At 61.1% G+C, this 21149-nt stretch carries 22 protein-coding genes; 17 read left to right on the top strand and 5 right to left on the bottom strand.

Translation table 11 applies throughout. From position 1 onward, the window contains the following. Positions 1-4: 4 nt before the first annotated feature. The 4 genes from AC54AG_RS20855 to AC54AG_RS20840 are packed head-to-tail and all read right to left on the bottom strand — an operon-like array spanning position 5 to position 2263. On the bottom strand, positions 5-541 hold the full coding sequence (locus AC54AG_RS20855) for an RDD family protein (protein ID WP_496631483.1): 537 nt from the start codon (positions 539-541) through the stop codon (positions 5-7). Next, positions 531-1292 carry a DUF3106 domain-containing protein gene (locus tag AC54AG_RS20850; RefSeq protein ID WP_496631482.1) on the bottom strand — a complete coding sequence of 254 codons (762 nt, stop codon included), beginning with the start codon at positions 1290-1292 and terminating at the stop codon, positions 531-533. The genes AC54AG_RS20855 and AC54AG_RS20850 overlap by 11 nt, the downstream gene beginning before the upstream one ends. Beyond that, positions 1293-1697: a DUF3619 family protein gene (locus tag AC54AG_RS20845; protein ID WP_046683840.1), complete on the bottom strand. Its 405-nt coding sequence runs from the start codon at positions 1695-1697 to the stop codon at positions 1293-1295. It abuts the gene before it with no gap. Continuing rightward, on the bottom strand, positions 1694-2263 hold the full coding sequence (locus tag AC54AG_RS20840; RefSeq protein ID WP_034750048.1) for an RNA polymerase sigma factor: 570 nt from the start codon (positions 2261-2263) through the stop codon (positions 1694-1696). Before AC54AG_RS20840 ends, AC54AG_RS20845 begins: the two co-directional genes overlap by 4 nt. A gap of 497 nt (positions 2264-2760) precedes the next feature. Between AC54AG_RS20840 and AC54AG_RS20835 the strand changes: the two genes are divergently transcribed. The 9 genes from AC54AG_RS20835 to AC54AG_RS20795 all read left to right on the top strand — a co-directional run bounded on the left by AC54AG_RS20835 (position 2761) and on the right by AC54AG_RS20795 (position 12651). Further along, positions 2761-4491 (top strand): acetolactate synthase 3 catalytic subunit, encoded by a 1731-nt coding sequence (locus tag AC54AG_RS20835; protein WP_051991041.1) that lies wholly within the window; start codon positions 2761-2763, stop codon positions 4489-4491. Between the two features lie 2 nt (positions 4492-4493). Continuing rightward, positions 4494-4985, top strand: a complete 492-nt coding sequence (gene ilvN / locus AC54AG_RS20830) for an acetolactate synthase small subunit (RefSeq protein WP_010399754.1) — start codon at positions 4494-4496, stop codon at positions 4983-4985. Between the two features lie 75 nt (positions 4986-5060). Further along, a complete protein-coding gene (gene ilvC, locus AC54AG_RS20825; protein WP_034750044.1) occupies positions 5061-6077 on the top strand; it encodes a ketol-acid reductoisomerase in 1017 nt (338 codons plus the stop codon). Positions 6078-6385: 308 nt separating this feature from the next. Next, positions 6386-6796: a hypothetical protein gene (locus AC54AG_RS20820; protein WP_219327404.1), complete on the top strand. Its 411-nt coding sequence runs from the start codon at positions 6386-6388 to the stop codon at positions 6794-6796. 195 nt (positions 6797-6991) lie between these two features. After that, on the top strand, positions 6992-8230 hold the full coding sequence (locus AC54AG_RS20815) for an MFS transporter (protein ID WP_496631481.1): 1239 nt from the start codon (positions 6992-6994) through the stop codon (positions 8228-8230). Positions 8231-8436: 206 nt separating this feature from the next. Further along, positions 8437-9192 (top strand): SIMPL domain-containing protein, encoded by a 756-nt coding sequence (locus AC54AG_RS20810; RefSeq protein WP_034750034.1) that lies wholly within the window; start codon positions 8437-8439, stop codon positions 9190-9192. Between the two features lie 101 nt (positions 9193-9293). After that, a complete protein-coding gene (locus AC54AG_RS20805; RefSeq protein ID WP_496631480.1) occupies positions 9294-10049 on the top strand; it encodes an SIMPL domain-containing protein in 756 nt (251 codons plus the stop codon). Positions 10050-10206: 157 nt separating this feature from the next. Next, positions 10207-11058, top strand: coding sequence for a CDP-diacylglycerol--serine O-phosphatidyltransferase (gene pssA / locus AC54AG_RS20800; protein ID WP_034750030.1), 852 nt, complete (start codon positions 10207-10209; stop codon positions 11056-11058). A gap of 48 nt (positions 11059-11106) precedes the next feature. Next, the gene (locus tag AC54AG_RS20795) at positions 11107-12651 is read left to right on the top strand and encodes a 2-isopropylmalate synthase (protein ID WP_456150504.1); all 1545 of its coding nucleotides are present in this window, start codon (positions 11107-11109) and stop codon (positions 12649-12651) included. Positions 12652-12662: 11 nt separating this feature from the next. Here AC54AG_RS20795 and bamE read toward each other — a convergent pair whose 3' ends face one another. Next, positions 12663-13160, bottom strand: coding sequence for an outer membrane protein assembly factor BamE domain-containing protein (gene bamE, locus AC54AG_RS20790; protein ID WP_034750022.1), 498 nt, complete (start codon positions 13158-13160; stop codon positions 12663-12665). Positions 13161-13345: 185 nt separating this feature from the next. Here bamE and rpsO point away from each other — a divergent pair, with 185 nt between their 5' ends. The 8 genes from rpsO to AC54AG_RS20750 all read left to right on the top strand — a co-directional run bounded on the left by rpsO (position 13346) and on the right by AC54AG_RS20750 (position 21141). Continuing rightward, positions 13346-13615 carry a 30S ribosomal protein S15 gene (gene rpsO, locus AC54AG_RS20785; protein ID WP_010399743.1) on the top strand — a complete coding sequence of 90 codons (270 nt, stop codon included), beginning with the start codon at positions 13346-13348 and terminating at the stop codon, positions 13613-13615. Between the two features lie 220 nt (positions 13616-13835). Continuing rightward, the gene (gene pnp, locus AC54AG_RS20780; RefSeq protein ID WP_128142471.1) at positions 13836-15953 is read left to right on the top strand and encodes a polyribonucleotide nucleotidyltransferase; all 2118 of its coding nucleotides are present in this window, start codon (positions 13836-13838) and stop codon (positions 15951-15953) included. Positions 15954-16169: 216 nt separating this feature from the next. Continuing rightward, on the top strand, positions 16170-16862 hold the full coding sequence (locus AC54AG_RS20775) for a hypothetical protein (RefSeq protein ID WP_070302204.1): 693 nt from the start codon (positions 16170-16172) through the stop codon (positions 16860-16862). Positions 16863-16870: 8 nt separating this feature from the next. Continuing rightward, positions 16871-17167, top strand: a complete 297-nt coding sequence (locus AC54AG_RS20770; protein WP_496631479.1) for a hypothetical protein — start codon at positions 16871-16873, stop codon at positions 17165-17167. A gap of 121 nt (positions 17168-17288) precedes the next feature. Continuing rightward, a complete protein-coding gene (locus AC54AG_RS20765; protein WP_331777996.1) occupies positions 17289-19235 on the top strand; it encodes a methyl-accepting chemotaxis protein in 1947 nt (648 codons plus the stop codon). 153 nt (positions 19236-19388) lie between these two features. After that, positions 19389-19598 (top strand): hypothetical protein, encoded by a 210-nt coding sequence (locus AC54AG_RS20760; protein ID WP_034750006.1) that lies wholly within the window; start codon positions 19389-19391, stop codon positions 19596-19598. A 108-nt stretch (positions 19599-19706) separates the two neighbouring features. Next, positions 19707-20468 carry a GIN domain-containing protein gene (locus AC54AG_RS20755; protein ID WP_072452723.1) on the top strand — a complete coding sequence of 254 codons (762 nt, stop codon included), beginning with the start codon at positions 19707-19709 and terminating at the stop codon, positions 20466-20468. A gap of 64 nt (positions 20469-20532) precedes the next feature. Next, entirely contained in the window at positions 20533-21141 is a 609-nt protein-coding gene (locus tag AC54AG_RS20750; RefSeq protein WP_338679304.1) for a tetratricopeptide repeat protein, read from the top strand. Positions 21142-21149: the final 8 nt, after the last annotated feature.

Here is a 21149-nt window from a genome sequence, read left to right as displayed (position 1 = left end):
AAACTCAGGCGGCGACTTTCTTCGGCTTCTTCGCAGGGGCTGGCAATTGCACGATCTGTGTGCCTGCCAGCTTGTCGTGGAGGAATTGACCATTGCCCGTGAACAGGGCCGTGCTGGACCAGGCCAGGATGCCCGCGCCGATGGCGCCCAGGGCCGTCCAGTGCTGCAGGTCGAAGGCATACGCCGCCACGAGCGCGGGCAGCAGCCACATCCATGACAGGACATAGCGGTAGGCGGCCACGCGCAGCGGCACGTGGGCGTGGCCCGGCAGCACGACTTTCAGGCGCCACGTCTTCATGGCCAGGGTTTGTCCTTCGCGGCTCCACTGATGGATGAAATACGCGCCCATGACGAGGAAGGCCAGGCATTGGCGCATGTGTTCCGTCAATGGCGTATGCGCGCCTTGCACGGCCAGTTCAAACAGCAGGAACGGTAAAAAGAGCACGGCCAGGGCCAGCAGCGACTCGTACACCATGGAAATCAGGCGGCGCTTGATCGTGGGATGGGAGGTGATGCTGGCGGCAGGCGTGCTATTTGACATTGGTCGGCAGTGGGGCAGGCGTAACAGGTGGTATGACGGGCACGGCGGCGGGTGGCGTGGTGGCGGCAGGATCGCCTGCCGGCAGGGCCGTCGCTGCGGGAGCGGGCGGCTGGACAGGTGCGGCGGCAGGCGCTGCCGGCGTGGCAGGCGCCTTAAGTACGGGCGGCTTGGTCGTCGTCGAGTTGATCGCAGGCACCTTGCCCAGCGGTTTTTTCGGCACGAGCTCCGTCGCCAGCTTTTTCTTTTGATCTTCCGGCAATTGCTGGTATTGCTCCCATTGCGCGGTTTTTTGACCCGGATCAATCTTCTTCGTGCGGGTATAGTTTTCGCGCACGAGGCGGCGCTGTTCCGGCGTCAGCTTGACCCATTCGCGCATGCGGTCATGTACGCGGATTTGCTCGTCGGCCGTCATCGAGGCAAAACGGCTGGCGATATCGAGCCATTTCTGCTTGCGCAGCGGTTCCAGCTTGTTCCACTCGCCCGCCAGCGGCTGCAGGGCTTCCTGTTGCGCGCGCGACAGCTTGTTCCATAATGGATTCTCGCCAGCCTTCGGCGTGCCGCCCTTGCCGCCCGTGCGGGGTGAGCCGGGCTTGACGGCCGGTGCGGGCGCCACGACGGGCGCGGCTGCTGCAGGAGGGGCGGCGGGCGCGGCATGTTGCTGCGCGCCTACCCAGGCGGCGCCCGCCAAGGCGCAAGCACCCAGGCCGATGCCGCCAGCCAGCCAGCCTTTGCGTACGCTCGTGCGTGCCATTTATTGCTCGCGTTTCGTCAGGTAGGCGTTGAAGCCATGGTCCATGTAGGCGGAGAGCGGCAATTCGTCCGACAGGACGGCGGCGTCGATTTCTGCCAGTTCGGCAATATGTTGTTCCTGCTCAAACTGATAGATGCCCACCAGGCCGCCAACGAGCAGCAGCAGGGGGATGACAACGCTCATGCGGCCCAGCCACGACAGCGGCTCAACGAACAGGCTGCTGGCGATGCCGGCGAAGACATCCTTGCGCACGGCGACTGCGGCGGGCGCGTCCGCCTTCTTGCGCGACAGGGCCAGCTTGCGTGCCGCTGCCAGGCGATCGGTGGCCGATGCGGGCAGGTCGTCGAGTTTTTCGTTCAGTGCATGGCGCACTTTGTAAGCGAAATTGAGATCGTCGGTGTTCATAATTTAATTCCCTTGGCTTTCAGCGATTCGGCGAGCGTGTGGGTAGCTCTAGAGCAATGTGTTTTCACGCTACCTTCGGAGCAACCCATCGCTTCCGCTGTTTCAGCCACATCCATGTCCTGCCAGTAACGCATGAGGAAGGCTTCGCGTTGACGTGAGGGCAGTTTTTGTACCTCTGCATCAATCAAATCAAGCATTTGCGCGCGTTCGACCTGGTCGGCTGACGATTCGGCGGCACTCGAGCCCTGTTCCGATTCATAAGTATCAAGTATATCAAAATCTTCATGCTCGTCGCCCGAGGGCTTCATGCCGGAAAACAGGCTGACCCAGGTGTTGCGAACTTTTTCTCGGCGGAAATAATCAAGGATGGTGTTCTGCAAGATGCGCTGGAACAGCATCGGCAGCTCGGCGGCCGGCTTGTCGCCGTATTTCTCGGCCAGCTTGATCATGGCGTCCTGCACGATGTCGAGTGCCGATTCTTCCTTGCGGACCGCGTAGGCGGCCTGCTTGAAAGCGCGCCGCTCGACATTTTCTAGAAAGTCGGATAATTCTTTGTCTGTTGCCATGCGGTATTGGGGATCTTAGCGGCTGCGGGGTGCGGTGGGCGAAATGGGGGCGGGTATGCTTTTTGCAACCCCGTGCATGCTAGCAAAAAATGTGCGTTTCCGCAGGGTTTTTGCACGGCGTGCGGGCGAATTGGCCTTTCGGCTGACATTTTCCTTGACCATAATGGTGCAACGCGATAACGTATGGGACGCTTTGAACACCCCAAAGCCCTATGGTCAGGTCGCGACCGGCACACAAGGCCATCCGCGGCAAGACGCGCTTTCATTTGTAGGCAGTTTGTTCTAACCCGCGCCACAAGCGCGAGCGGTTCGTACAGGCGCCACAGAAACTCCGGCCAAACGAGTTGCGTTAAGCGTTGTTTTGTAAGGTATCTATGGGTGCCCAAAGAAATGTCGTGACCGCATGAAAAGGGAAGCAGGAGCACTGTCGCGCACGGCGAACTTCGTCAGGAAAGAACATCCGATCAATCTCCAATGGACCTTGAAAGGAATGTTTCATGAATACCGAAGCAGCAGCAGGACCCATTACCGGCGCAGAAATTGTCGTGCGCTGTCTGGCTGAAGAGGGCGTCGAGCACGTCTTTGGATACCCGGGCGGAGCCGTACTCTACATCTACGACGCCATCTTCCAGCAAAACAAATTCCAGCATATCCTGGTACGCCACGAGCAGGCCGCGATCCACGCCGCCGATGCCTATTCGCGCAGCTCGAACAAAGTCGGTGTCGCCATCGTCACGTCCGGTCCGGGCGTCACGAATGCCGTCACGGGCCTGTCCACCGCGTACATGGACTCGATTCCCATGGTCGTGATCTCCGGCCAGGTGCCGAGCCACGCCATCGGACAGGATGCGTTCCAGGAATGCGACACGGTCGGCATCACGCGCCCCGTCGTCAAGCACAACTTCCTCGTCAAGGACGTCAAGGACCTGGCAGCGACGATCAAGAAAGCCTTCTTCATCGCCCGTACCGGCCGTCCGGGACCCGTGCTGGTCGATATCCCCAAGGATATCAGCATGCACAAATGCCATTTCGACTATCCGAAGGAAGTCGAGATGCGTTCCTATCGTCCCGTCGACAAGGGCCACTCGGGCCAGATCCGCAAGGCCGTGCAGCTGTTGCTGCAAGCCGAACGTCCGATGATCTACACGGGCGGCGGCGTGATTCTCGCGCATGCGGCTCCTGAGCTGAACAAGCTGGTCGACCGCCTGGGTTTCCCGTGCACCAACACCTTGATGGGCCTGGGCGGCTACCGCGCCTCGAGCGAGCAGTATGTCGGCATGCCCGGCATGCACGGCACCTATGAAGCGAACATGGCGATGCAGAACTGCGACGTCCTGATCGCCATCGGCGCCCGTTTCGATGACCGCGTGATCGGCAACCCGAAACATTTCGCCTCGCATCCGCGCAAGATCATCCACGTGGACATCGATCCATCGTCGATTTCCAAGCGCGTCAAGGTCGATATCCCCATCGTCGGCAACGTCAAGGACGTGCTGATCGAGTTCCTCGCGCAACTGGACGCGGCCGAAGCCAAGCCGAACGTCAATGCCTTGAGCAACTGGTGGAAGCAGATCGCCGAATGGCGTGGCCGCGAATGCCTGAAATATCCGACCTCCGACCTGGTCATCAAGCCGCAATCGGTGGTGGAAAAGGTGTTCCAGATCACCAAGGGCGACGCCTTCATCACGTCCGACGTGGGCCAGCACCAGATGTGGGCGGCGCAATATTATGGCTTCGACAAGCCGCGCCGCTGGATCAATTCCGGCGGCCTGGGCACCATGGGTGTCGGCTTGCCGTACGCCATGGGCGTGCAGATGGCCAATCCGGACGCCACCGTTGCCTGCATCACGGGCGAAGGTTCGATCCAGATGTGCATCCAGGAGCTCGCCACGTGCAAGCAGTACCACCTGACGCCGAAGATCATCATGCTCAACAACCGCTTCCTCGGCATGGTGCGCCAGTGGCAGGAAATCGATTACGGTTCGCGCTATTCCGAGTCGTACATGGATTCGCTGCCCGACTTCGAGAAGCTGGCTGAAGCGTACGGCCACGTGGGCATGAAAATTGAAAAACCGGGCGACGTCGACGGTGCCCTGAAAGAGGCGTTTGGCATGAAAGACAGGCTGGTATTCATGAACTTCATTACCGACCAGTCCGAAAACGTGTGGCCAATGGTGAAAGCCGGCAAGGGCCTGTCCGAAATGATGCTCGGTTCGGAGGATCTCTAATCATGCGCCATATTATTTCTGTCTTGCTGGAAAACGAAGCGGGCGCCCTGTCGCGCGTGGTAGGCCTGTTCTCGGCACGCGGCTACAACATCGAAACATTGACGGTGGCGCCGACGGAAGACTCGACCCTGTCGCGCATGACCATCGTCACCAGCGGTTCGGACGACATCATCGAGCAGATCACCAAGCACTTGAACCGCCTCATCGAGGTGGTCAAGGTGGTGGACCTGACCGAAGGCCAGCATATCGAACGCGAGTTGATGCTGATCAAGGTTCGGGCCGTGGGCAAGGAGCGCGAGGAAATGAAGCGCACCGCCGATATCTTCCGTGGCCGCATCATCGATGTCACCGAAAAGACGTACACGATCGAACTGACCGGCAACAAGGTCAAGCTCGACGCGTTCATCGATTCGATCGACCGCGCCGCCATTCTGGAAACCGTCCGTACGGGCGGTTCCGGCATCGGCCGCGGCGAACGCATCCTCAAAGTATAAAAATATAAGCAGCACTACGCGGCCCTGGCGCCGCATTTAAAACAACAACGCATCATCAAATATATAGGAAATACCATGAAAGTTTTTTACGACAAAGACGCTGACCTCTCCTTGATCAAAGGTAAAAACGTTGCCATCATCGGCTACGGTTCGCAAGGCCATGCACACGCGCAAAACCTGAACGATTCGGGCGTCAACGTCACCGTCGGCCTGCGCAAGGGCGGCGCTTCCTGGACCAAGGTCGAGCAAGCGGGCCTGAAAGTAGCGGAAGTCAATGACGCCGTGAAAGCGGCCGACGTCATCATGATCTTGCTGCCAGATGAAAACATCGCCCAGGTCTACAACGAAAACATCGCCCCGTTCGCCAAGCAAGGCGCCGTGCTGGCCTTCGCCCACGGCTTCAACGTGCATTACGGCCAAGTCGTGCCACGCGCCGATCTGGACGTGATCATGGTCGCGCCGAAAGCCCCGGGCCACACCGTGCGCGCCACCTACACCCAGGGTGGCGGCGTACCGCATCTGATCGCCGTGTACCAGGATAAATCGGGCATCGCCCGCGATATCGCCCTGTCGTACGCCTCGGCCAACGGCGGCGGCCGTGCCGGCATCATCGAAACGAACTTCCGCGAAGAAACCGAAACGGATCTGTTCGGCGAACAAGCCGTGCTGTGCGGCGGCGCCGTGGAACTGATCAAGGCTGGCTTCGAAACTTTGACGGAAGCGGGTTACGCGCCTGAAATGGCGTACTTCGAGTGCTTGCACGAATTGAAACTGATCGTCGACCTGATCTATGAAGGCGGCATCGCCAACATGAACTACTCGATCTCGAACAACGCCGAATACGGCGAATACGTGACCGGTCCTAAGGTTGTGACGTCGGCCACCAAGGATGCGATGCGTCAATGCCTGAAGGACATTCAAACGGGCGAATACGCGAAGAGCTTCATCCTGGAAAACAAGGCAGGCGCACCGACCCTGATCTCGCGCCGCCGTTTGACGTCCGAGCACCAGATCGAAGAAGTGGGTGCGAAACTGCGCGCCATGATGCCTTGGATCGCCAAGAACAAGATGGTTGACCAGTCGAAAAACTAAGTAATCCTCAGGAAATTATTGTGAAATTATGACGAACAGAACCGGATGCTATGCAAGGCGCCCGCTGCGACGCAGTGCGAGCACTGCTAGCAGCGGGCAACGCCGCAGAGCGCCGGTTATGGAAGTCAGAAATCACAATAATTTATTGGGGGTTACTTAGGCAGTTGTAGTGCATCACAGGAAGCCGGCGCAAGCCGGCTTTTTTTGTGCAGGCGTTTGGCAGGCAACATCCGTTACAATCAGCCCCATTCAACCATACCGTCAGCACCATGCTTGTTTTTTCTAAAGTTTTTGTCGGGAATCTTCATGTGGTCAAGCGCCCCGTCTCGCTTGCCATCAGTTGCTGGTTTCTGGTCATCGGTTCTCTGTCATCCCTCGTGTCGGCTTACCTCGGCCGCAACGATCCCGCCATGCAGGCGTGGATGGCGCACAGCGCGATTCCCGCCGAGGTGCAATACGCGATCTTGCTCGCCAGCCTGGGCATTACCCTGGTGGCCGCGCTGGCTATGCTGCAAAGGCAGCGTGGCGCGCGCACTGTGTATCTGGTGTGGGGCGTGATCGACATTGCGCTCAGCCTGGCGACCGTGCCGCTCAAGATGAATGTCTTGCCGGGCGCGCTGACGTTCGCCGTCATCTGCGCCTTCCTGTACAGTCCGAAATCGAATGCCTGGTTTTCGCCACGCAAGGCGGCCAACGATGCCTGCATGACGCCAGCTTGAGCGCGGCTGGTTTCGTCCGCCCGTTTTCCGCCCGCCTCCTGTCTTTTTATATTCCTATATAATCCCGCCCTTCCTTTGCAGTTTCATACTTGACTGCATCTGTTTCGGTATCTGCCGACCGCAACGCGCATCACCGCTTTTGTAGCACGCCAGGCGCTAGTTTATTGAGCCGCTTGCGCAACCAGAAGGACCCCTATGACCGACCGCACTACCGCCGCAGTACCCATGCCGGGCACTGCCGAATCTTCCATTTCCGAACGTCTCCCCGTGCTGGCCTTGCTGGCCCTGGCCATGACGGCGTTTCTCGCCCTCCTGTCGGAAACCTTGCCGGCCGGCTTGCTGCCGCAGATTGCCCGCGACCTCGGTATTTCCGAAGTCATGACGGGCCAGCTGGTGACCGTCTACGCCATCGGCTCCATCCTGACGGCCATTCCCCTGACGGCGCTGACGAGTGGCTGGCGCCGGCGCAATGTCTTGTTGCTGGCCATCATCGGCTTTTTGATCTTCAATACGGCGACGGCCCTGTCGCCCAACTATATTGTCGCCCTGGTCTCGCGCTTCGTCACCGGCATGGCCGCCGGGCTGGCCTGGGGCTTGATGGCCGGCTACGCGCGCCGCATGGTGTCCGTCGAACAGCAGGGCAGGGCGATGGCGATTGCCATGATCGGCACGCCGCTGGCCCTGTCCTTGGGCGTGCCGCTGGGCACCCTGATGGGCGGCGTGCTGGGCTGGCGCAGCATCTTCGGCATCATGTCGGGGCTGGCCGTGGTGCTGGTCGCGTGGGTGCTGCTGGCCGTGCCCGATTATCCGGGGCAAAAGAATGGCGAGCGCCTGTCGATCCGCCAGGTATTCATGACGCCGGGCGTGCGGCCGATTCTGGCGGTGATCGTTGCCTGGATGCTGGCGCATAACATTCTGTATACCTATATCGCGCCGTTCCTGGCGCCGTCCGGCTTGCGCCCGCGTGTCGACCTGGTGCTGCTCGTGTATGGCGTGGGTTCGCTGGCCGGCATCTGGCTGGTCAGCCAGCTGATCGACCGCTGGCTGCGCCCGCTCGTGCTGGGCTGCATCGCCGCCTTTGCCCTCGTGATGGTGGCGCTGGGCCTGGCGATGGACTCCCCCATCGTCATCTATGTCAGCATGGCCATCTGGGGCGTCACCTTTGGCGGCGCCGGCACCTTGCTGCAGACGGCATCGGCGGACGCGGCCGGCGACGGCATGGACGTGGCGCAGGCCATGGTGGCGACCATCTGGAACGTGGCCATCGCCGGTGGTGGCCTGGCCGGTGGCATGCTGCTAGACGGCTATGGTGCGGCATCGTTCCCGTGGGCCATGCTGGCCTTGCTGCTGGTGGCATTGACCATTGCCTGGCGCGCGCACCGTCACAGTTTCAAGCCGGGCCGGCGCAGCGGCGGCGCAGTCGTAGGTCACTAATAACATTGTTATTTATGATGACAGTGTGTTGAAATGTGAGCAGATGTGACTGGCAAGCCCATTTTGTGACGATTTGTTAATTTGCGCCACGGGAATGAATGAGGCGTTAGAATCTACACAGTTTGACAAGTTTCTCAAGCGAAAGGGGTGCCAAAAGCGCCCCGTTCGCTGGCTGTCAGCCACATTAACTACCTAGGAGTACCCCCATGACCGTGATGAAATCCGTCCTTGTTGCCGCCGCAGCCACCGTTGCCCTGAGCGCGCAAGCGCAATCCCTGCCGACTTCCGGCACTCTGGTGGTCGTCCCCGCGTTTGGCGAAGTCAAGCATGTCAATGACCAGGTGGTCGCTACCCTGGCCGTCGAAGAGCAGGACAAGGACAAGGCTGCCGCCGCGTCGCGTGTCAACCAGAAGATGAACAAGGGCATCGCCATCGTCAAGCAGGCCGACCCGTCGGCAGCACTGAAATCGTATGGCTACTACACCTATCCCGTGTATCCGGAAGAGCGCCCATTGCCGGCTGGCGCCGTTGCCAAGCCGCGCCTGCCAACGGCCTGGCGTGTTGGCCAGTACCTGGAAGTGACGACGGCCAATCTGGCGTCGCTGCCAAAGACCGTGTCGGCGGCGCAAGGCGTGCTGACCCTGAATGGCTTGAATTTCGGTCTGAAGCCGGAAACCATCCGTTTGCTGGACGACCAGCGCATCGCCGCCACCTATAAAAACCTGAATGAGCGCGTGGCCGCCATCGCCAAGGCCATGGGCCGCAACGTTTCCGACGCCGTGCTCGATACGGTGGACTTCGAAGGTTCGGGCAATTACGTCACGGAAAACCGCTCTGCCGCCGCACCGATGATGATGCGCAGCGCCAAGATGAGCGAAGACAGTGCCGTCGCCGAACCAAGCTTCGAACCAGGCGAAACGACGCTCGACATGCGTGTCGTCGGCAAGGTCAAGTTCAAGTAAGTTCAATAGTGTGGAAGTATTTCCACGTTAGCATGTGTTAAAAATCATGGGGCTGTTGGCCCCATGGTTGTTTTTGCCCCCATATTTTCCAGGAGAACCCCATGACCGTCATCAAATCACTGCTGGCTGCCGCCGCCGCTACCGTTGCCCTGGGCGCACAAGCCCAGACCTTGCCCACCTCCGGCACTCTCGTGGTGGTGCCCGCCAACGGCGAAGTGGTGCATGCGAACGATCAGGTGACCGTTACCCTGGCCGTCGAAGAGCAGGACAAGGACAAGGCCGCCGCCGCCTCGCGCGTGAACCAGAAGATGAACCAGGGCGCGGCCATCGTCAAGAAAGCCGATCCGCAAGCCGTGCTGAAGACCCAGGGCTATTACACGTATGCCGTGTATCCTGAAACGGCGCCATTGCCGCCTGGTGTCGCCGCCAAGCCCAGAGTGCCGACCGGCTGGCGAGTGGGCCAGTACCTGCAGGTGACAACGACGAACCTGGCCGCCTTGCCGAAGACCGTGTCGGCGGCGCAAGGCGTGCTGACCCTGAACCGCCTGAACTTCGGCCTGGCGCCTGCCACCATCCGCAAGCTCGACGACCAGCGCATCGCCGCCGCCTACAAGAACCTCAACGAGCGCGTGGCCGCCATCGCCGGCGCCATGGGGCGCAACGTCAGTGACGCCGTGATCGACACCATCGATTTCGAAGGCTCGGGCAACTATGCGCAGCGCGCCAACGTGGCCGGCGCGCGCAACATGAGTGCCGACGTTGCAAGCTATGGCGGCAACCAGGTGGCCGAACCGAGCTTCGAGCCGGGCGAAACGACCCTGAACATGGGCCTGGTGGCCAAGGTCAAGTTTAAATAAGGCTTGAACAGGGATCAATATTGTCAGCTTGACGCCGCCGCGCTTTTCTTTGGCGGTGGCTCCTCTATAATGACAACATCGGCAGGCGCATGCCGTGACAGTCATGCGCCTGCCATCTGGCACCGATTCCCCCGCAGTACACAAGATATGGAACAACATGGCAAACTTCCCCCGTCGTAGAGGCAAGAACGGCACTCCCGCAGTATCCAAAGCGTCCCGCTTCAGCAAATTCGCGCGCCAGCCGGTGAGCGATGGCACTGGCAAGAAAACCTTGCGCCGCCGTGGCATCTACCTGTTGCCGAACGCCTTCACGACGGCAGCCCTGTTTTGCGGCTTCTACGCCATCGTCATGGCCATGAACCAGAAATTCGAACACGCGGCCTGGGCCATCTTCATCGCCATGATCCTCGACGGCCTCGACGGCCGCATCGCGCGCCTGACGAATACGCAGAGCGAATTCGGCGCCCAGTACGACAGCCTGTCGGACATGGTGTCGTTTGGCGCCGCGCCGGCGCTGGTGATCTACGAATGGTCGCTGCGCGGCATGGGCAAACTGGGCTGGCTGGCCGCCTTCGTGTATTGCGCCGGCGCCGCCTTGCGCCTGGCCCGCTTCAACACGAACATTGCCGTGGTCGACAAACGCTTCTTCCAGGGCTTGCCCAGCCCGGCGGCGGCGGCCATGGTGGCCGGCTTCATCCTGCTGATGAACGACCTGGAATTTGCCGGTAACCAGCTGGCCTGGGTATCGTGGACGATCGCCCTGTTTTCCGGCCTGACCATGGTCACCAACGTGCCGTTCTACAGCTTCAAGGATGTGAATTTCCGCAAGTCCGTGCCTTTTATCGTGGTATTCCTGCTGGCATTGTTCTTCGCGCTCATTTCCATCGATCCGCCGAAGGTGCTGTTCCCGATTTTCGTCGTGTATGGCCTGTCCGGCTACGCCGTGTTTTTCTGGCGCATGGCGAAGGGCAAGCCCGTCAGCATCATCCAGACCGACCCCGAGCATTAATGCGGCGAGTCGGTAGCGTCGCCAGTCTTCAGACAGCCAGGAGCAGCCATGACCACCAGCAACCGACTCATCATTTTTGACACCACCCTGCGCGACGGCGAGCAATCGCCGGGCGCCTCCATGACGCGCGAGGAAAAGCTGCGCATCGCCAAGCAGCTCGAGCGCATGAAGGTCGACGTGATCGAGGCGGGCTTCGCCGCCGCCTCGCAGGGCGACTTCGAATCGATACGGGCGATTGCCGGCGCCGTGCGCGAGTCCACCATCTGCTCGCTGTCGCGTGCCAACGACCGCGACATCGCCCGCGCCGCCGAGGCGCTGGCGCCAGCCGAGCGCAAGCGCATCCATACCTTTATCGCCACGTCGCCCCTGCACATGCAGATGAAGCTGCGCATGACGCCAGAGCAAGTGCTGACGCAGGCGCAAAATGCCGTGCGCTTTGCGCGCCAGTTCACTGACGACATCGAATTCAGCCCCGAAGACGGCAGCCGCTCCGACGAAGATTTCCTTTGCCGTGTGCTCGAGGGCGTGATCGCCGAGGGCGCCACCACCATCAATTTTCCCGACACGGTCGGCTACGCTGTGCCCGAAATCTTCGGCGCGACCATCAAGCGCTTGCGCGAACGCATACCGAACTCAGACAAGGCCATCTGGTCCGTCCATTGCCATAATGACCTGGGCCTGGCTGTCGCCAATTCGCTGGCGGGCGTCATGATAGGCGGCGCGCGGCAGATCGAGTGCACGGTCAATGGCCTTGGCGAGCGGGCCGGCAATACGGCGCTGGAAGAAGTGGTGATGGCGCTGCGCACGCGCGCCGCCTATTACAACCTGACGGTGGGCATCGATACGACACAAATCGTGGCGGCGTCCAAAATGGTGTCGCAGATCACGGGCTTTGCCGTGCAGCCGAACAAGGCCGTCGTCGGCGCGAACGCTTTTGCGCACGCGTCCGGCATCCACCAGGACGGCATTTTAAAGGCGCGCGAGACGTATGAAATCATGCGCGCCGAAGACGTGGGCTGGACGGCCAACAAGATCGTGCTCGGCAAACTGTCGGGGCGCAATGCCTTCAAGCAGCGGCTGCAGGAGCTGGGCATTTCTCTGGAATCGGAAGCGGAAGTCAACGCGGCCTTCCTGCGCTTCAAGGAACTGGCCGACCGGAAATCCGAGATTTTCGACGAAGACATCATGGCCCTCGTCAGCGAGGAGCAGCAGGCGCAGGAGAGTGAGCACTACCGTTTTGTTGCGCTGACGCAGCAGTCGACGACGGGCGCCGTGCCCCATGCGCGCGTGGAGTTTCTCGTCGGCGGCCAACAGCGCAGCTGCGAAGGGCAGGGCGACGGCCCCGTCGACGCGACCGTCAACGCCATCGAAAGCGCGGCCGCCAGCGGCGCCGAGCTGGTCTTGTTCTCCGTCAATGCCATCAGCACGGGCACGCAGTCGCAGGGTGAGGTTACCATGCGCTTGTCGCGCGACGGACGCATCGTCAACGGCGTGGGTGCTGATCCGGACATCATCGTCGCGTCGGCCAAGGCGTATTTGTCGGCCTTAAACAAACTGCATGCGAAAGACGAGCGCATCGACCCGCAACCGTGAGGGGGCGCTAACTACCAGAAAAACCGCCGCTCTTCCTTGGCTGGATCTGGCCCGTTCATCATCATGCGCACGATGCCGTCGTGGTCGAAGTGCACGTGCATCATGGAATCCCACACGCCCGATTCCTTGTAGCGGTAGGACCAGACGTGCAGTTTCGGCAGCGACAGGTATGAGGTTTCCGTCGGGCGGCCCAGGGTGTGCAGCACGTCTTGCTGAGTCGACACGCCCACCTTGATGCGGGCAAAGCCTGGCGTGTCGAGCACTTGCTCGTAGGAAATCAACCTGTCGTCGGGGCCGAAACGGGCCATATACGTGTACTGGCCGTACGGTCCCGTCGCGTATTCGAGTTCGGGACCCGTGGGTAGCTGGTAGATATTCGTGGGCCGGCCCAGGCGCGCTTCCACGGCGGCGCGCGGCTCGCCCGGCTGGGGCGGCGGGACGTTCCAGCTGGCGCAGCCGGCCAGCGCGGCAAACAGCAGCGGTGTTGCTGATTTGAGCAGTTTTTTCATGTTTGACCTCCTGAAATGCAGGAAAACCCTATCATGCACCGAGAAAAGCGCGCACGGCAGGATACAGGCGGGCATTTTTCCGATATACTTGCGCGTCTGGTTGGAAGCATAGGCCAGTATTTTAATAATCGTAGTTCACGGTGGATAGGGTTCAGACTCTGTGCACCGCATGTGAAAGGTTTATCATGACAGTAGAAAACATCAACAAAGCCGCTATCATCGCGGACAACGCACGTGGTCAAAACGACACCGGCTCCCCTGAAGTGCAAGTTGCACTGCTGACAGCTCGCATCAACGAACTGAACGGCCACTTCAAAGCCCACTCGAAAGATCACCACTCCCGCCGCGGCCTGATCATGATGGTCAACCGTCGTAAGAGCCTGTTGTCCTACCTGAAGGCTAAAGACGCTACCCGTTATCGCGACCTGATCGCTAAACTTGGTCTGCGCAAGTAATTTTTGCCGTACAAGGTTTATACAGAAATGCCTGCGCCAGTTCGCTGACGCGGGCATTTTGTCATTTGAATTCCGGATTTATGTCGAGAAGTACAGTATTCTCTACCGATATCATGTTTTAAAAGTAAAGTAGTAAAGGCGGCAACGAAGTTTTCGCCGCCTGTGGTGAGGTGAACGACAGCCCCTGAAAATCTGTCGGCAATTAGAAAAGGGATACCCCATGTTTAACAAAGTTACGAAAACCTTCCAGTACGGTCAACATCAAGTGACCCTGGAAACCGGCGAAATCGCACGTCAGGCATCCGGCGCAGTGCTGGTGTCGATCGAAGATACCGTCGTTCTGGCAACGGTAGTGGCACGCAAAGATGCCAAGCCAGGCCAGGATTTCTTCCCTTTGACGGTTGATTATGTCGAGAAAACCTATGCTGCCGGTAAAATTCCGGGCGGTTTTTTCAAGCGCGAAGGCCGTCCTTCCGAAAAAGAAACACTGACCTCCCGTCTGATCGACCGTCCTATCCGTCCGCTGTTCCCGGAAGGCTACCTGAATGAAGTGCAAGTCATCATTCACGTGTTGTCGGTCAACCCTGAAATCGATCCGGACATCGCCGCCATGATCGGCGCATCGGCTGCCCTGTGCGTATCGGGCGTGCCTTTCAACGGTCCTATCGGCGCCGCGCGCGTCGGTTACGCCAATGGCCAGTACATTCTGAACCCGACCGTCCAGCAACTGAAAACGTCGGAAATGGACCTGGTTGTCGCCGGTACCGAAACGGCCGTGCTGATGGTCGAATCGGAAGCGAAACAGCTGTCCGAAGAAATCATGCTGGGCGCCGTGGTCTTTGGCCACGACCAGATGAAAGTCGTCATCGACGCGATTCACGACCTGGTGCGTGACGGCGGCAAGCCGGAAGTGGAATGGGCGCCTGCGCCGAAAAACGAAGCACTGATCGCCCGCGTCGCGCATTTCGCCAACGCCAAGATCAATGACGCGTATCAAACCAAGGACAAGCAAGAGCGTACGGCCAAGCTGAAAGCGGCGACGTCGGAAGTGATCGCCGACCTGTCGGCTGAAGTGGCTGCCACCGGCGGCGCGGCTATCGACAGCGCTGAAGTGAACAACATCCTGTTCGACATCGAAGCGAAAATCGTGCGTACGCAAATCCTGGACGGCGAGCCACGCATCGACGGCCGCGACACGCGCACCGTGCGTCCGATCTCGATCCGCACCAGCGTGCTGCCACGCACCCACGGTTCGGCCCTGTTCACGCGCGGCGAAACGCAAGCGCTGGTCGTGGCAACTTTGGGCACCGCCCGCGACAGCCAGAAGATCGATGCGCTGATGGGCGAGTTCACCGATTCGTTCATGCTGCATTACAACATGCCTCCGTTCGCCACCGGTGAAACGGGCCGTGTCGGTACGCCTAAGCGCCGCGAAATCGGCCACGGCCGCCTGGCCAAGCGCGCGCTGATCGCCGCCCTGCCAGCCGCTGAAGAGTTCAGCTACTCGGTGCGCCTGGTATCGGAAATCACGGAATCGAACGGTTCCTCGTCGATGGCATCGGTGTGCGGCGGCTGCCTGGCACTGATGGACGCCGGCGTGCCGATGAAAGAACACGTGGCCGGTATCGCCATGGGCCTGATCAAGGAAGGCGGCAAGTTTGCCGTGCTGTCCGATATCCTGGGCGACGAAGATCACCTGGGCGACATGGACTTCAAGGTAGCCGGTACCCGCAACGGTATCACGGCGCTGCAGATGGACATCAAGATCATGGGCATCACCAAGGAAATCATGCAAGTGGCACTGGCGCAAGCCAAGGAAGGCCGCGAGCACATCCTGGGCGAAATGCAAAAAGCCATGCCGCACGTCAAAACCGAACTGTCCGATTTCGCACCGCGTCTGATCACCATCAAGATCAACCCGGAAAAAATCCGTGACGTGATCGGCAAGGGCGGCGCCGTGATCCGCGCGCTGACCGAAGAGACGGGCACCCAGATCGACATCAGCGACGAAGGCGTGGTCACCATCGCTTCCGTCGACGCGCAAGCCGGCCAGGAAGCCAAGCGCCGCATCGAAGAACTGACCGCTTCCGTCGAAGTGGGCAAGACCTATGAAGGCACCGTGCTGAAACTGCTGGACTTCGGCGCCATCGTTCAAGTCATGCCAGGCAAGGACGGCTTGCTGCATATCTCGCAGATCGCCAACGAGCGCGTCAACGCCGTGGCCGACTACCTGAAAGAAGGCCAGCTGGTTCGCGTCAAGGTTCTGGAAACGGACGACCGCGGCCGTCTGAAACTGTCGATGAAAGCTGCTGAAGGCAACGAAGCGCCAGCCGCTTAATTTCCTTCAGATTCGCCTGACTGCGGCCCCGGCCGCATGTTCAAAAACCGCCAGTGCGCAAGCCCTGGCGGTTTTTTTTGCGCCGCGTTTGCGCTGCGTCGAAGGTGGGCGCCAATTTGCGCATCGGCCTTGATGCAGCGCGCATCGGCCGCTGCCGCTCTCTGTAGATTCGGGAGGGGATATTCCCCCTGACCGAGTCTTCCAAGGAGATGCAGCATGCGCACATTCCGCGGGCTGGCCGCCGCCTTTCTGCTTGCCGTTTCGCCCTGCACCTGGGCACAGGCTGACGACGCACCGACACCGGTGCCGCTGCCCATTCCCATCGCCGCCGCGTCCGCGGCCATGCCGGCGCAAGACCTCGACGCCTTGCGCGCCGTGCATGCGCGCGAAATCAATGACCTCAGTACCTTCAAGACCATCGGCCTGCAGCGCCCGGTGATCGACGGCTGGCTGGAGGGTGAGGACGGGCAGCAATTCCTGGCCCAGCTGCGCGCGGCCGATCCGGGCGCGCCGGCGGAGACGATTTATGCGCGGGCCGTTGAGCAGCTGGCGTCCGGCAATAAGTTGCCGACCGTCTGGCTGATCGATATTCCGCTCTACAAGGTAGTGCCGCACGGACAGAGCGTCTTGCGCTATTCGCCATACTTCACCACTATCGGGCAGTTGCAAGGCAGCGACGAGTGTGACTCGCTGGCAGACTGCTTCGGCTTGCCGCTCAGGAGCGAAGCGCCGCTGTATGATGTGTATGAGGTCACGCCTAACGGGACCGTGACGGTGTTTGTCAGCTCGGTGGCGCCGACCGAAGAGCTGGGCGGCCTGGTGCGGCGCAAGGGTGGCGCCTTGCAATACCTGTTGCCCAATCGCAAGCTGTGGTCGGCGCCCGTGCTGGTGGGCACCATCAAGAATTAGGAGTGAACATGGATCAGTCGCGCCTGCAAGCCTGTACTACCGAACTGGAACAGTTGCTGGCCCGCCTGGCGGGCGCCGATACGGAAGTGGCCGACCTGCGCAGCGCGCTCAAGCCGCTGCTGGCTCTGGCAGGCAGCGGAGGCTTGAGCGCACCGCTGCCGTGGGGCGATATCCCGGGCGGGCGCTACTTTAATGAAGGCAGTCTGCGCCGCTATGCCGAGCTGGAGCAGGCATTTGCCCGTTTCCGCCTCGAAGCGACGGGTGGCGACTCGCCGGCCCTGCGCAAGCTGCGCGGCGAGATATGATTAATATATGGTATCAATTGTTGTTTATGGGTAATTGACTGTCGGTATTGCTTGACGACAAAATCTTATTCCCCGACCATGGTGCATCCCTCCCGATTTCCTCTTTTTTATTGGATGCACCATGTTGTCCTCCCTTAAGGCGCGGCTGATCGCCATCGCCGTTTCCATCGTCGTGCTGGCCATGCTGGCCGTCGCCATCGCCAATTTCTTCACGACACGGTCCAGCACCCTGGCCGCGCTCGACACGCAGATGCTGCAGTTGTCGCACAGCCATGCGCAAGCCATCGCCGAATGGCTGCGCTCCAAGCAGGCCGTCGTGGGCTCGCTCAAACAGGGCGCCACGGCGGCCGATCCGCTGCCGGCCCTGAAGGCGGCCGAACAGGCGGGCACCTTCGACATGGCATATATCGGCTTTGCCGACAAGCACGCCGTGTTTTCGCAGGAGCGCAAGCGCGCCGCCGACTACGATCCTACGGCACGCCCCTGGTACAAGCTGGCGTCCGAAGTGGGCGGCCCCATCATCACGGCGCCATACATCGGCGCCAGCACGGGCAAGCTGGTGGTGACGTTTGCCGAGCCGCTGGGCGGCAAGGGCAGCGTGACGGGCGTGATGGCGGCCGACGTGATGATGGATGCGGTAGTGCAAAATGTCGCCTCGATCAAGCCGACGGCGTCCAGCTATGCCTTCCTCGTCGATGGCGGCGGCAAGATCATCGCCCATCCGGATAGCAAACTGACTCTGAAACCGCTGGCCGAACTGGACCCGGGCCTGAGCGCGCAGGCGCTGGCCGATATCGAAAAGAGCGGCGATGGCGCAGCCATTCGCCTCGGTGACCGGAACGGTATCTTGCATGTAAGTAAAGTGCCGGGCAGCGACTGGCTGCTGGCTACCGTGCTCGACCGTGCAGAAGCGACGCAGGCACTGAGCTCCATGCTGCGCGCCTCGGCCCTGACGGCCTTGCTGGTGCTGGCCCTGGCCGCCACGGTATTGAGCGTACTGGTGGCGCGCGCCTTGCGCCGCCTGGGTCTGGTGCGCGATGCGATGGAAGCGATCGCCACGGGCGACGGCGACCTGACCAGCCGCCTCGATGCGGAAGGCGCGGACGAGCTGGCGCAGATCGCCAAGGCATTCAACTTGTTCGTCGAAAAGATCGCCACCGTGCTGGTGCAGATCCGCAGCATCAGCACCCTGGTGCGCAGCGAATCGGCCGACATTGCCGCCGGCAATGCCGACCTGTCCTCGCGCACGGAAGCGCAGGCGGGCGCGCTGGAAGAGACGGCCAGTTCGATGGATGAGCTGACCTCGACCGTCAAGCAGAATGCGGAAAACGCGCATGCAGCCAATGAGCTGGCCGTGTCCGCCTCGGAAGTGGCGGCCAAGGGCGGCCGCGTGGTACAGCAAGTGGTGGGCACCATGGCCGGCATCCAGGAAAGCTCGCGCAAGATCGTCGACATCATCGGCGTGATCGATGGCATCGCTTTCCAGACGAATATCCTGGCCTTGAACGCGGCCGTCGAGGCGGCGCGCGCGGGCGAGCAGGGCAGGGGCTTTGCCGTGGTGGCGTCCGAAGTGCGCAACCTGGCGCAACGCTCCGCCGGTGCGGCGAAGGAAATCAAGGAATTGATCGGCGATTCGGTGGAGAAGGTCGATGCGGGCGGCCGTCTCGTCGATGAGGCGGGCCAGACCATGGACCAGGTGGTGGCGTCGGTACAGCAATTGACGACCATCATGAGCGAGATCACGGTGGCCAGCCGCGAACAGAGCGCCGGCATCGGCGAGATCAATACGGCCGTCACGCACATGGATACCATGACGCAGCAAAATGCGGCCCTCGTCGAGCAAGCGGCCGCTGCCGCGGAAAGCCTGCAGGAGCAAGCCGTGGACCTGGCGCAAGCCGTCGGCATGTTCCGCCTGGGCGATGCCGGTCCTGCCGCGGCACACGCGCCCGTGACGCGCCTCAAGGCGAAGCCAGCCGCTGCTGCACCGCGCGCGCCGGCCCGCGCGCTGGCGCCGGTCAAACCCGTCAAGGCGGCCAAGTCCGGCGCCGACGAGTGGGAAGAGTTTTAAGAAGACGCTTAGCGATCTGCACGTTCATCCGCGTTTTTGTCAGGCCAGCCTGCCAAAAATGCAGTTCGTCGCAATCGGCGTGTCTGCCGGGGGCGGTATGGCTATAGTGACACCATACCGCAAGCCCACTGCCAGACACCCGAGGAGAACAACATGAACGTCGCTAAAAACATGGAAGTCATTGCCGTTGCCGCCGCCATCGTGCTTGGCGCCAGCTGCTACGCCATCGCCCCGGCCGCCCCGGCCCTGCAAGTGGCCAGTTCCACGGCCACCCTGGCCGCGCCAGCGAACAAGGCTGCCATGCAAGTGGTGGTCGTCAAGGCCAAGCGCCTGAGCGCTGCCGAAAAAGCCCGTTTTGCATAATTGATTGTCAGCCATTTTCGGCGCTGCTACAGTGGTGCTGCGCGAGCAATGCAGGCGCCCCACGCGGGCGCCGCGACACATAAAAACAAGATACCGAGGATGCACTACATGAAAAAGATTCTGCAACTGGCGCTGCTGTTCCTGGCGACATTGGGCCTGGTGCGCGGCGTGGCCGCCGAGACCCGCTTGCTGGAAATGCGCAACGTCGACGCCCGCGTCGTGCGCGTCAAGCTCGATGGCGTGATGGAAGTGCGCATTCGCCAGGGCAACGTGGCTTCGCTGAGCATCACGGCCGACAAGCGCTACATCGCCGATGTCAGCACGGCGCAAAGCGGCGACACCTTGCACATCGAAACGGAGGTGCGCGGCTTCAAGATCGGCCCCTCGTCGATCCGCGCCGACCTGGTCCTGCCGAACCTGCGCGAGCTGAGCTCGGAAGGCTTTGGCAGCACCGATATCACGGGTTTCAAGGGCGAGGAACTGACCTTGTCGCTGGAAGGGGCGGGCAGCATCAAGCTGGTGGGCGACTACCGCAAGCTCAATGCCAGCCTGGGCGGCGTGGGCAGCATGCAGATATGGATAGGCAACAATGAGCGCGCGGAGCTGGACCTGCAGGGTGCGGGTTCCGTGATGCTGGGTGGACGCGGACGTATCCTGAAAGCGAGCCTGGGCGGCCTGGGCAGCCTGAATGCGCAGCAGTTCGAAGTCGATGCCGTCAATCTGGAGTTGAGCGGCCTGGGCAATGCCACGGTGAATGCCCATACGAATGCCAAGCTGAACCTGAGCGGACTCGGCTCGGTGGTGGTGTACGGCAAGCCGGCCAACCGCGATGTCAGCGTCGAGGGCCTGGGCAAAGTCAGCTGGAAGTAAACGCATCCTGCCGCAGGCTTTATTGGCAGAACAAGAATAAGTAGTCAGACCACATCCCATTCCGATGAAAAAACTGATCATTACATTACTCATGCTGTTGGTGATACAGCTACCCGCGCGGGCTGGCTTCGTCGAAGGCGCCAGTGCCTACAACAACAAGAATTACGCGCTGGCCTACAAGGAAATCCTGCCACTGGCCAAGACCGGCAACGCCGATGCCCAGCATTTGCTGGGCTTGATGTATTACATGGGCCGCGGCTTGCCGCAGGATTACAAGCAAGCCATGTTCTGGCACCGCAAGGCGGCCGACCAGGGCAAGGCCGACGCCCAGTATGTGGTGGGCGCCATGTATTACACGGGCAACGCCGTGCTGCAGGACCACAAGCAGGCCGTCAGCTGGTTCCGCAAGGCGGCCGAGCAGAACCACGCCGAGGCGCAGCAGGTGCTGGGCCTCATGTACCGCTACCACATGGGCGGCGTGCAGCAGGACAACGTCATCGCCTACATGCTGTGGAACCTGGCGGCGGCGAACGGCAACGCGAATGCGGCCGACCAGCGCGCCGCCGTGGTGCGCAAGATGACGCATGAGCAAGTCGAGGAAGGACAGGCCCTGTCGGCGAAATGGAAGCCGGGCACGCCGCTGCCGCGCCAGTCGAAGACGGGCGGCGCATAGGGAAGGGG

The organism is Janthinobacterium sp. BCJ23, from assembly GCF_059617945.1.
This window is presented reverse-complemented; position numbering and strand designations above follow the sequence as displayed.

What these genes read in the sequence shown, in the direction of transcription:
- ilvC (WP_034750044.1), top strand. Translation starts at nt 5,061, where the DNA reads ATGAAAGTTTTTTACGACAAAGACGCTGACCTCTCCTTGATCAAAGGT.
- AC54AG_RS20810 (WP_034750034.1), top strand. Translation starts at nt 8,437, where the DNA reads ATGACCGTGATGAAATCCGTCCTTGTTGCCGCCGCAGCCACCGTTGCC.
- AC54AG_RS20760 (WP_034750006.1), top strand. Translation starts at nt 19,389, where the DNA reads ATGAACGTCGCTAAAAACATGGAAGTCATTGCCGTTGCCGCCGCCATC.
- pnp (WP_128142471.1), top strand. Translation starts at nt 13,836, where the DNA reads ATGTTTAACAAAGTTACGAAAACCTTCCAGTACGGTCAACATCAAGTG.
- AC54AG_RS20755 (WP_072452723.1), top strand. Translation starts at nt 19,707, where the DNA reads ATGAAAAAGATTCTGCAACTGGCGCTGCTGTTCCTGGCGACATTGGGC.
- AC54AG_RS20845 (WP_046683840.1), bottom strand. Translation starts at nt 1,697, where the DNA reads ATGAACACCGACGATCTCAATTTCGCTTACAAAGTGCGCCATGCACTG.
- AC54AG_RS20850 (WP_496631482.1), bottom strand. Translation starts at nt 1,292, where the DNA reads ATGGCACGCACGAGCGTACGCAAAGGCTGGCTGGCTGGCGGCATCGGC.
- AC54AG_RS20855 (WP_496631483.1), bottom strand. Translation starts at nt 541, where the DNA reads ATGTCAAATAGCACGCCTGCCGCCAGCATCACCTCCCATCCCACGATC.
- ilvN (WP_010399754.1), top strand. Translation starts at nt 4,494, where the DNA reads ATGCGCCATATTATTTCTGTCTTGCTGGAAAACGAAGCGGGCGCCCTG.
- AC54AG_RS20805 (WP_496631480.1), top strand. Translation starts at nt 9,294, where the DNA reads ATGACCGTCATCAAATCACTGCTGGCTGCCGCCGCCGCTACCGTTGCC.
- AC54AG_RS20835 (WP_051991041.1), top strand. Translation starts at nt 2,761, where the DNA reads ATGAATACCGAAGCAGCAGCAGGACCCATTACCGGCGCAGAAATTGTC.
- AC54AG_RS20770 (WP_496631479.1), top strand. Translation starts at nt 16,871, where the DNA reads ATGGATCAGTCGCGCCTGCAAGCCTGTACTACCGAACTGGAACAGTTG.
- AC54AG_RS20815 (WP_496631481.1), top strand. Translation starts at nt 6,992, where the DNA reads ATGACCGACCGCACTACCGCCGCAGTACCCATGCCGGGCACTGCCGAA.
- bamE (WP_034750022.1), bottom strand. Translation starts at nt 13,160, where the DNA reads ATGAAAAAACTGCTCAAATCAGCAACACCGCTGCTGTTTGCCGCGCTG.
- AC54AG_RS20775 (WP_070302204.1), top strand. Translation starts at nt 16,170, where the DNA reads ATGCGCACATTCCGCGGGCTGGCCGCCGCCTTTCTGCTTGCCGTTTCG.
- AC54AG_RS20840 (WP_034750048.1), bottom strand. Translation starts at nt 2,263, where the DNA reads ATGGCAACAGACAAAGAATTATCCGACTTTCTAGAAAATGTCGAGCGG.
- AC54AG_RS20750 (WP_338679304.1), top strand. Translation starts at nt 20,533, where the DNA reads ATGAAAAAACTGATCATTACATTACTCATGCTGTTGGTGATACAGCTA.
- pssA (WP_034750030.1), top strand. Translation starts at nt 10,207, where the DNA reads ATGGCAAACTTCCCCCGTCGTAGAGGCAAGAACGGCACTCCCGCAGTA.
- AC54AG_RS20795 (WP_456150504.1), top strand. Translation starts at nt 11,107, where the DNA reads ATGACCACCAGCAACCGACTCATCATTTTTGACACCACCCTGCGCGAC.
- rpsO (WP_010399743.1), top strand. Translation starts at nt 13,346, where the DNA reads ATGACAGTAGAAAACATCAACAAAGCCGCTATCATCGCGGACAACGCA.
- AC54AG_RS20765 (WP_331777996.1), top strand. Translation starts at nt 17,289, where the DNA reads ATGTTGTCCTCCCTTAAGGCGCGGCTGATCGCCATCGCCGTTTCCATC.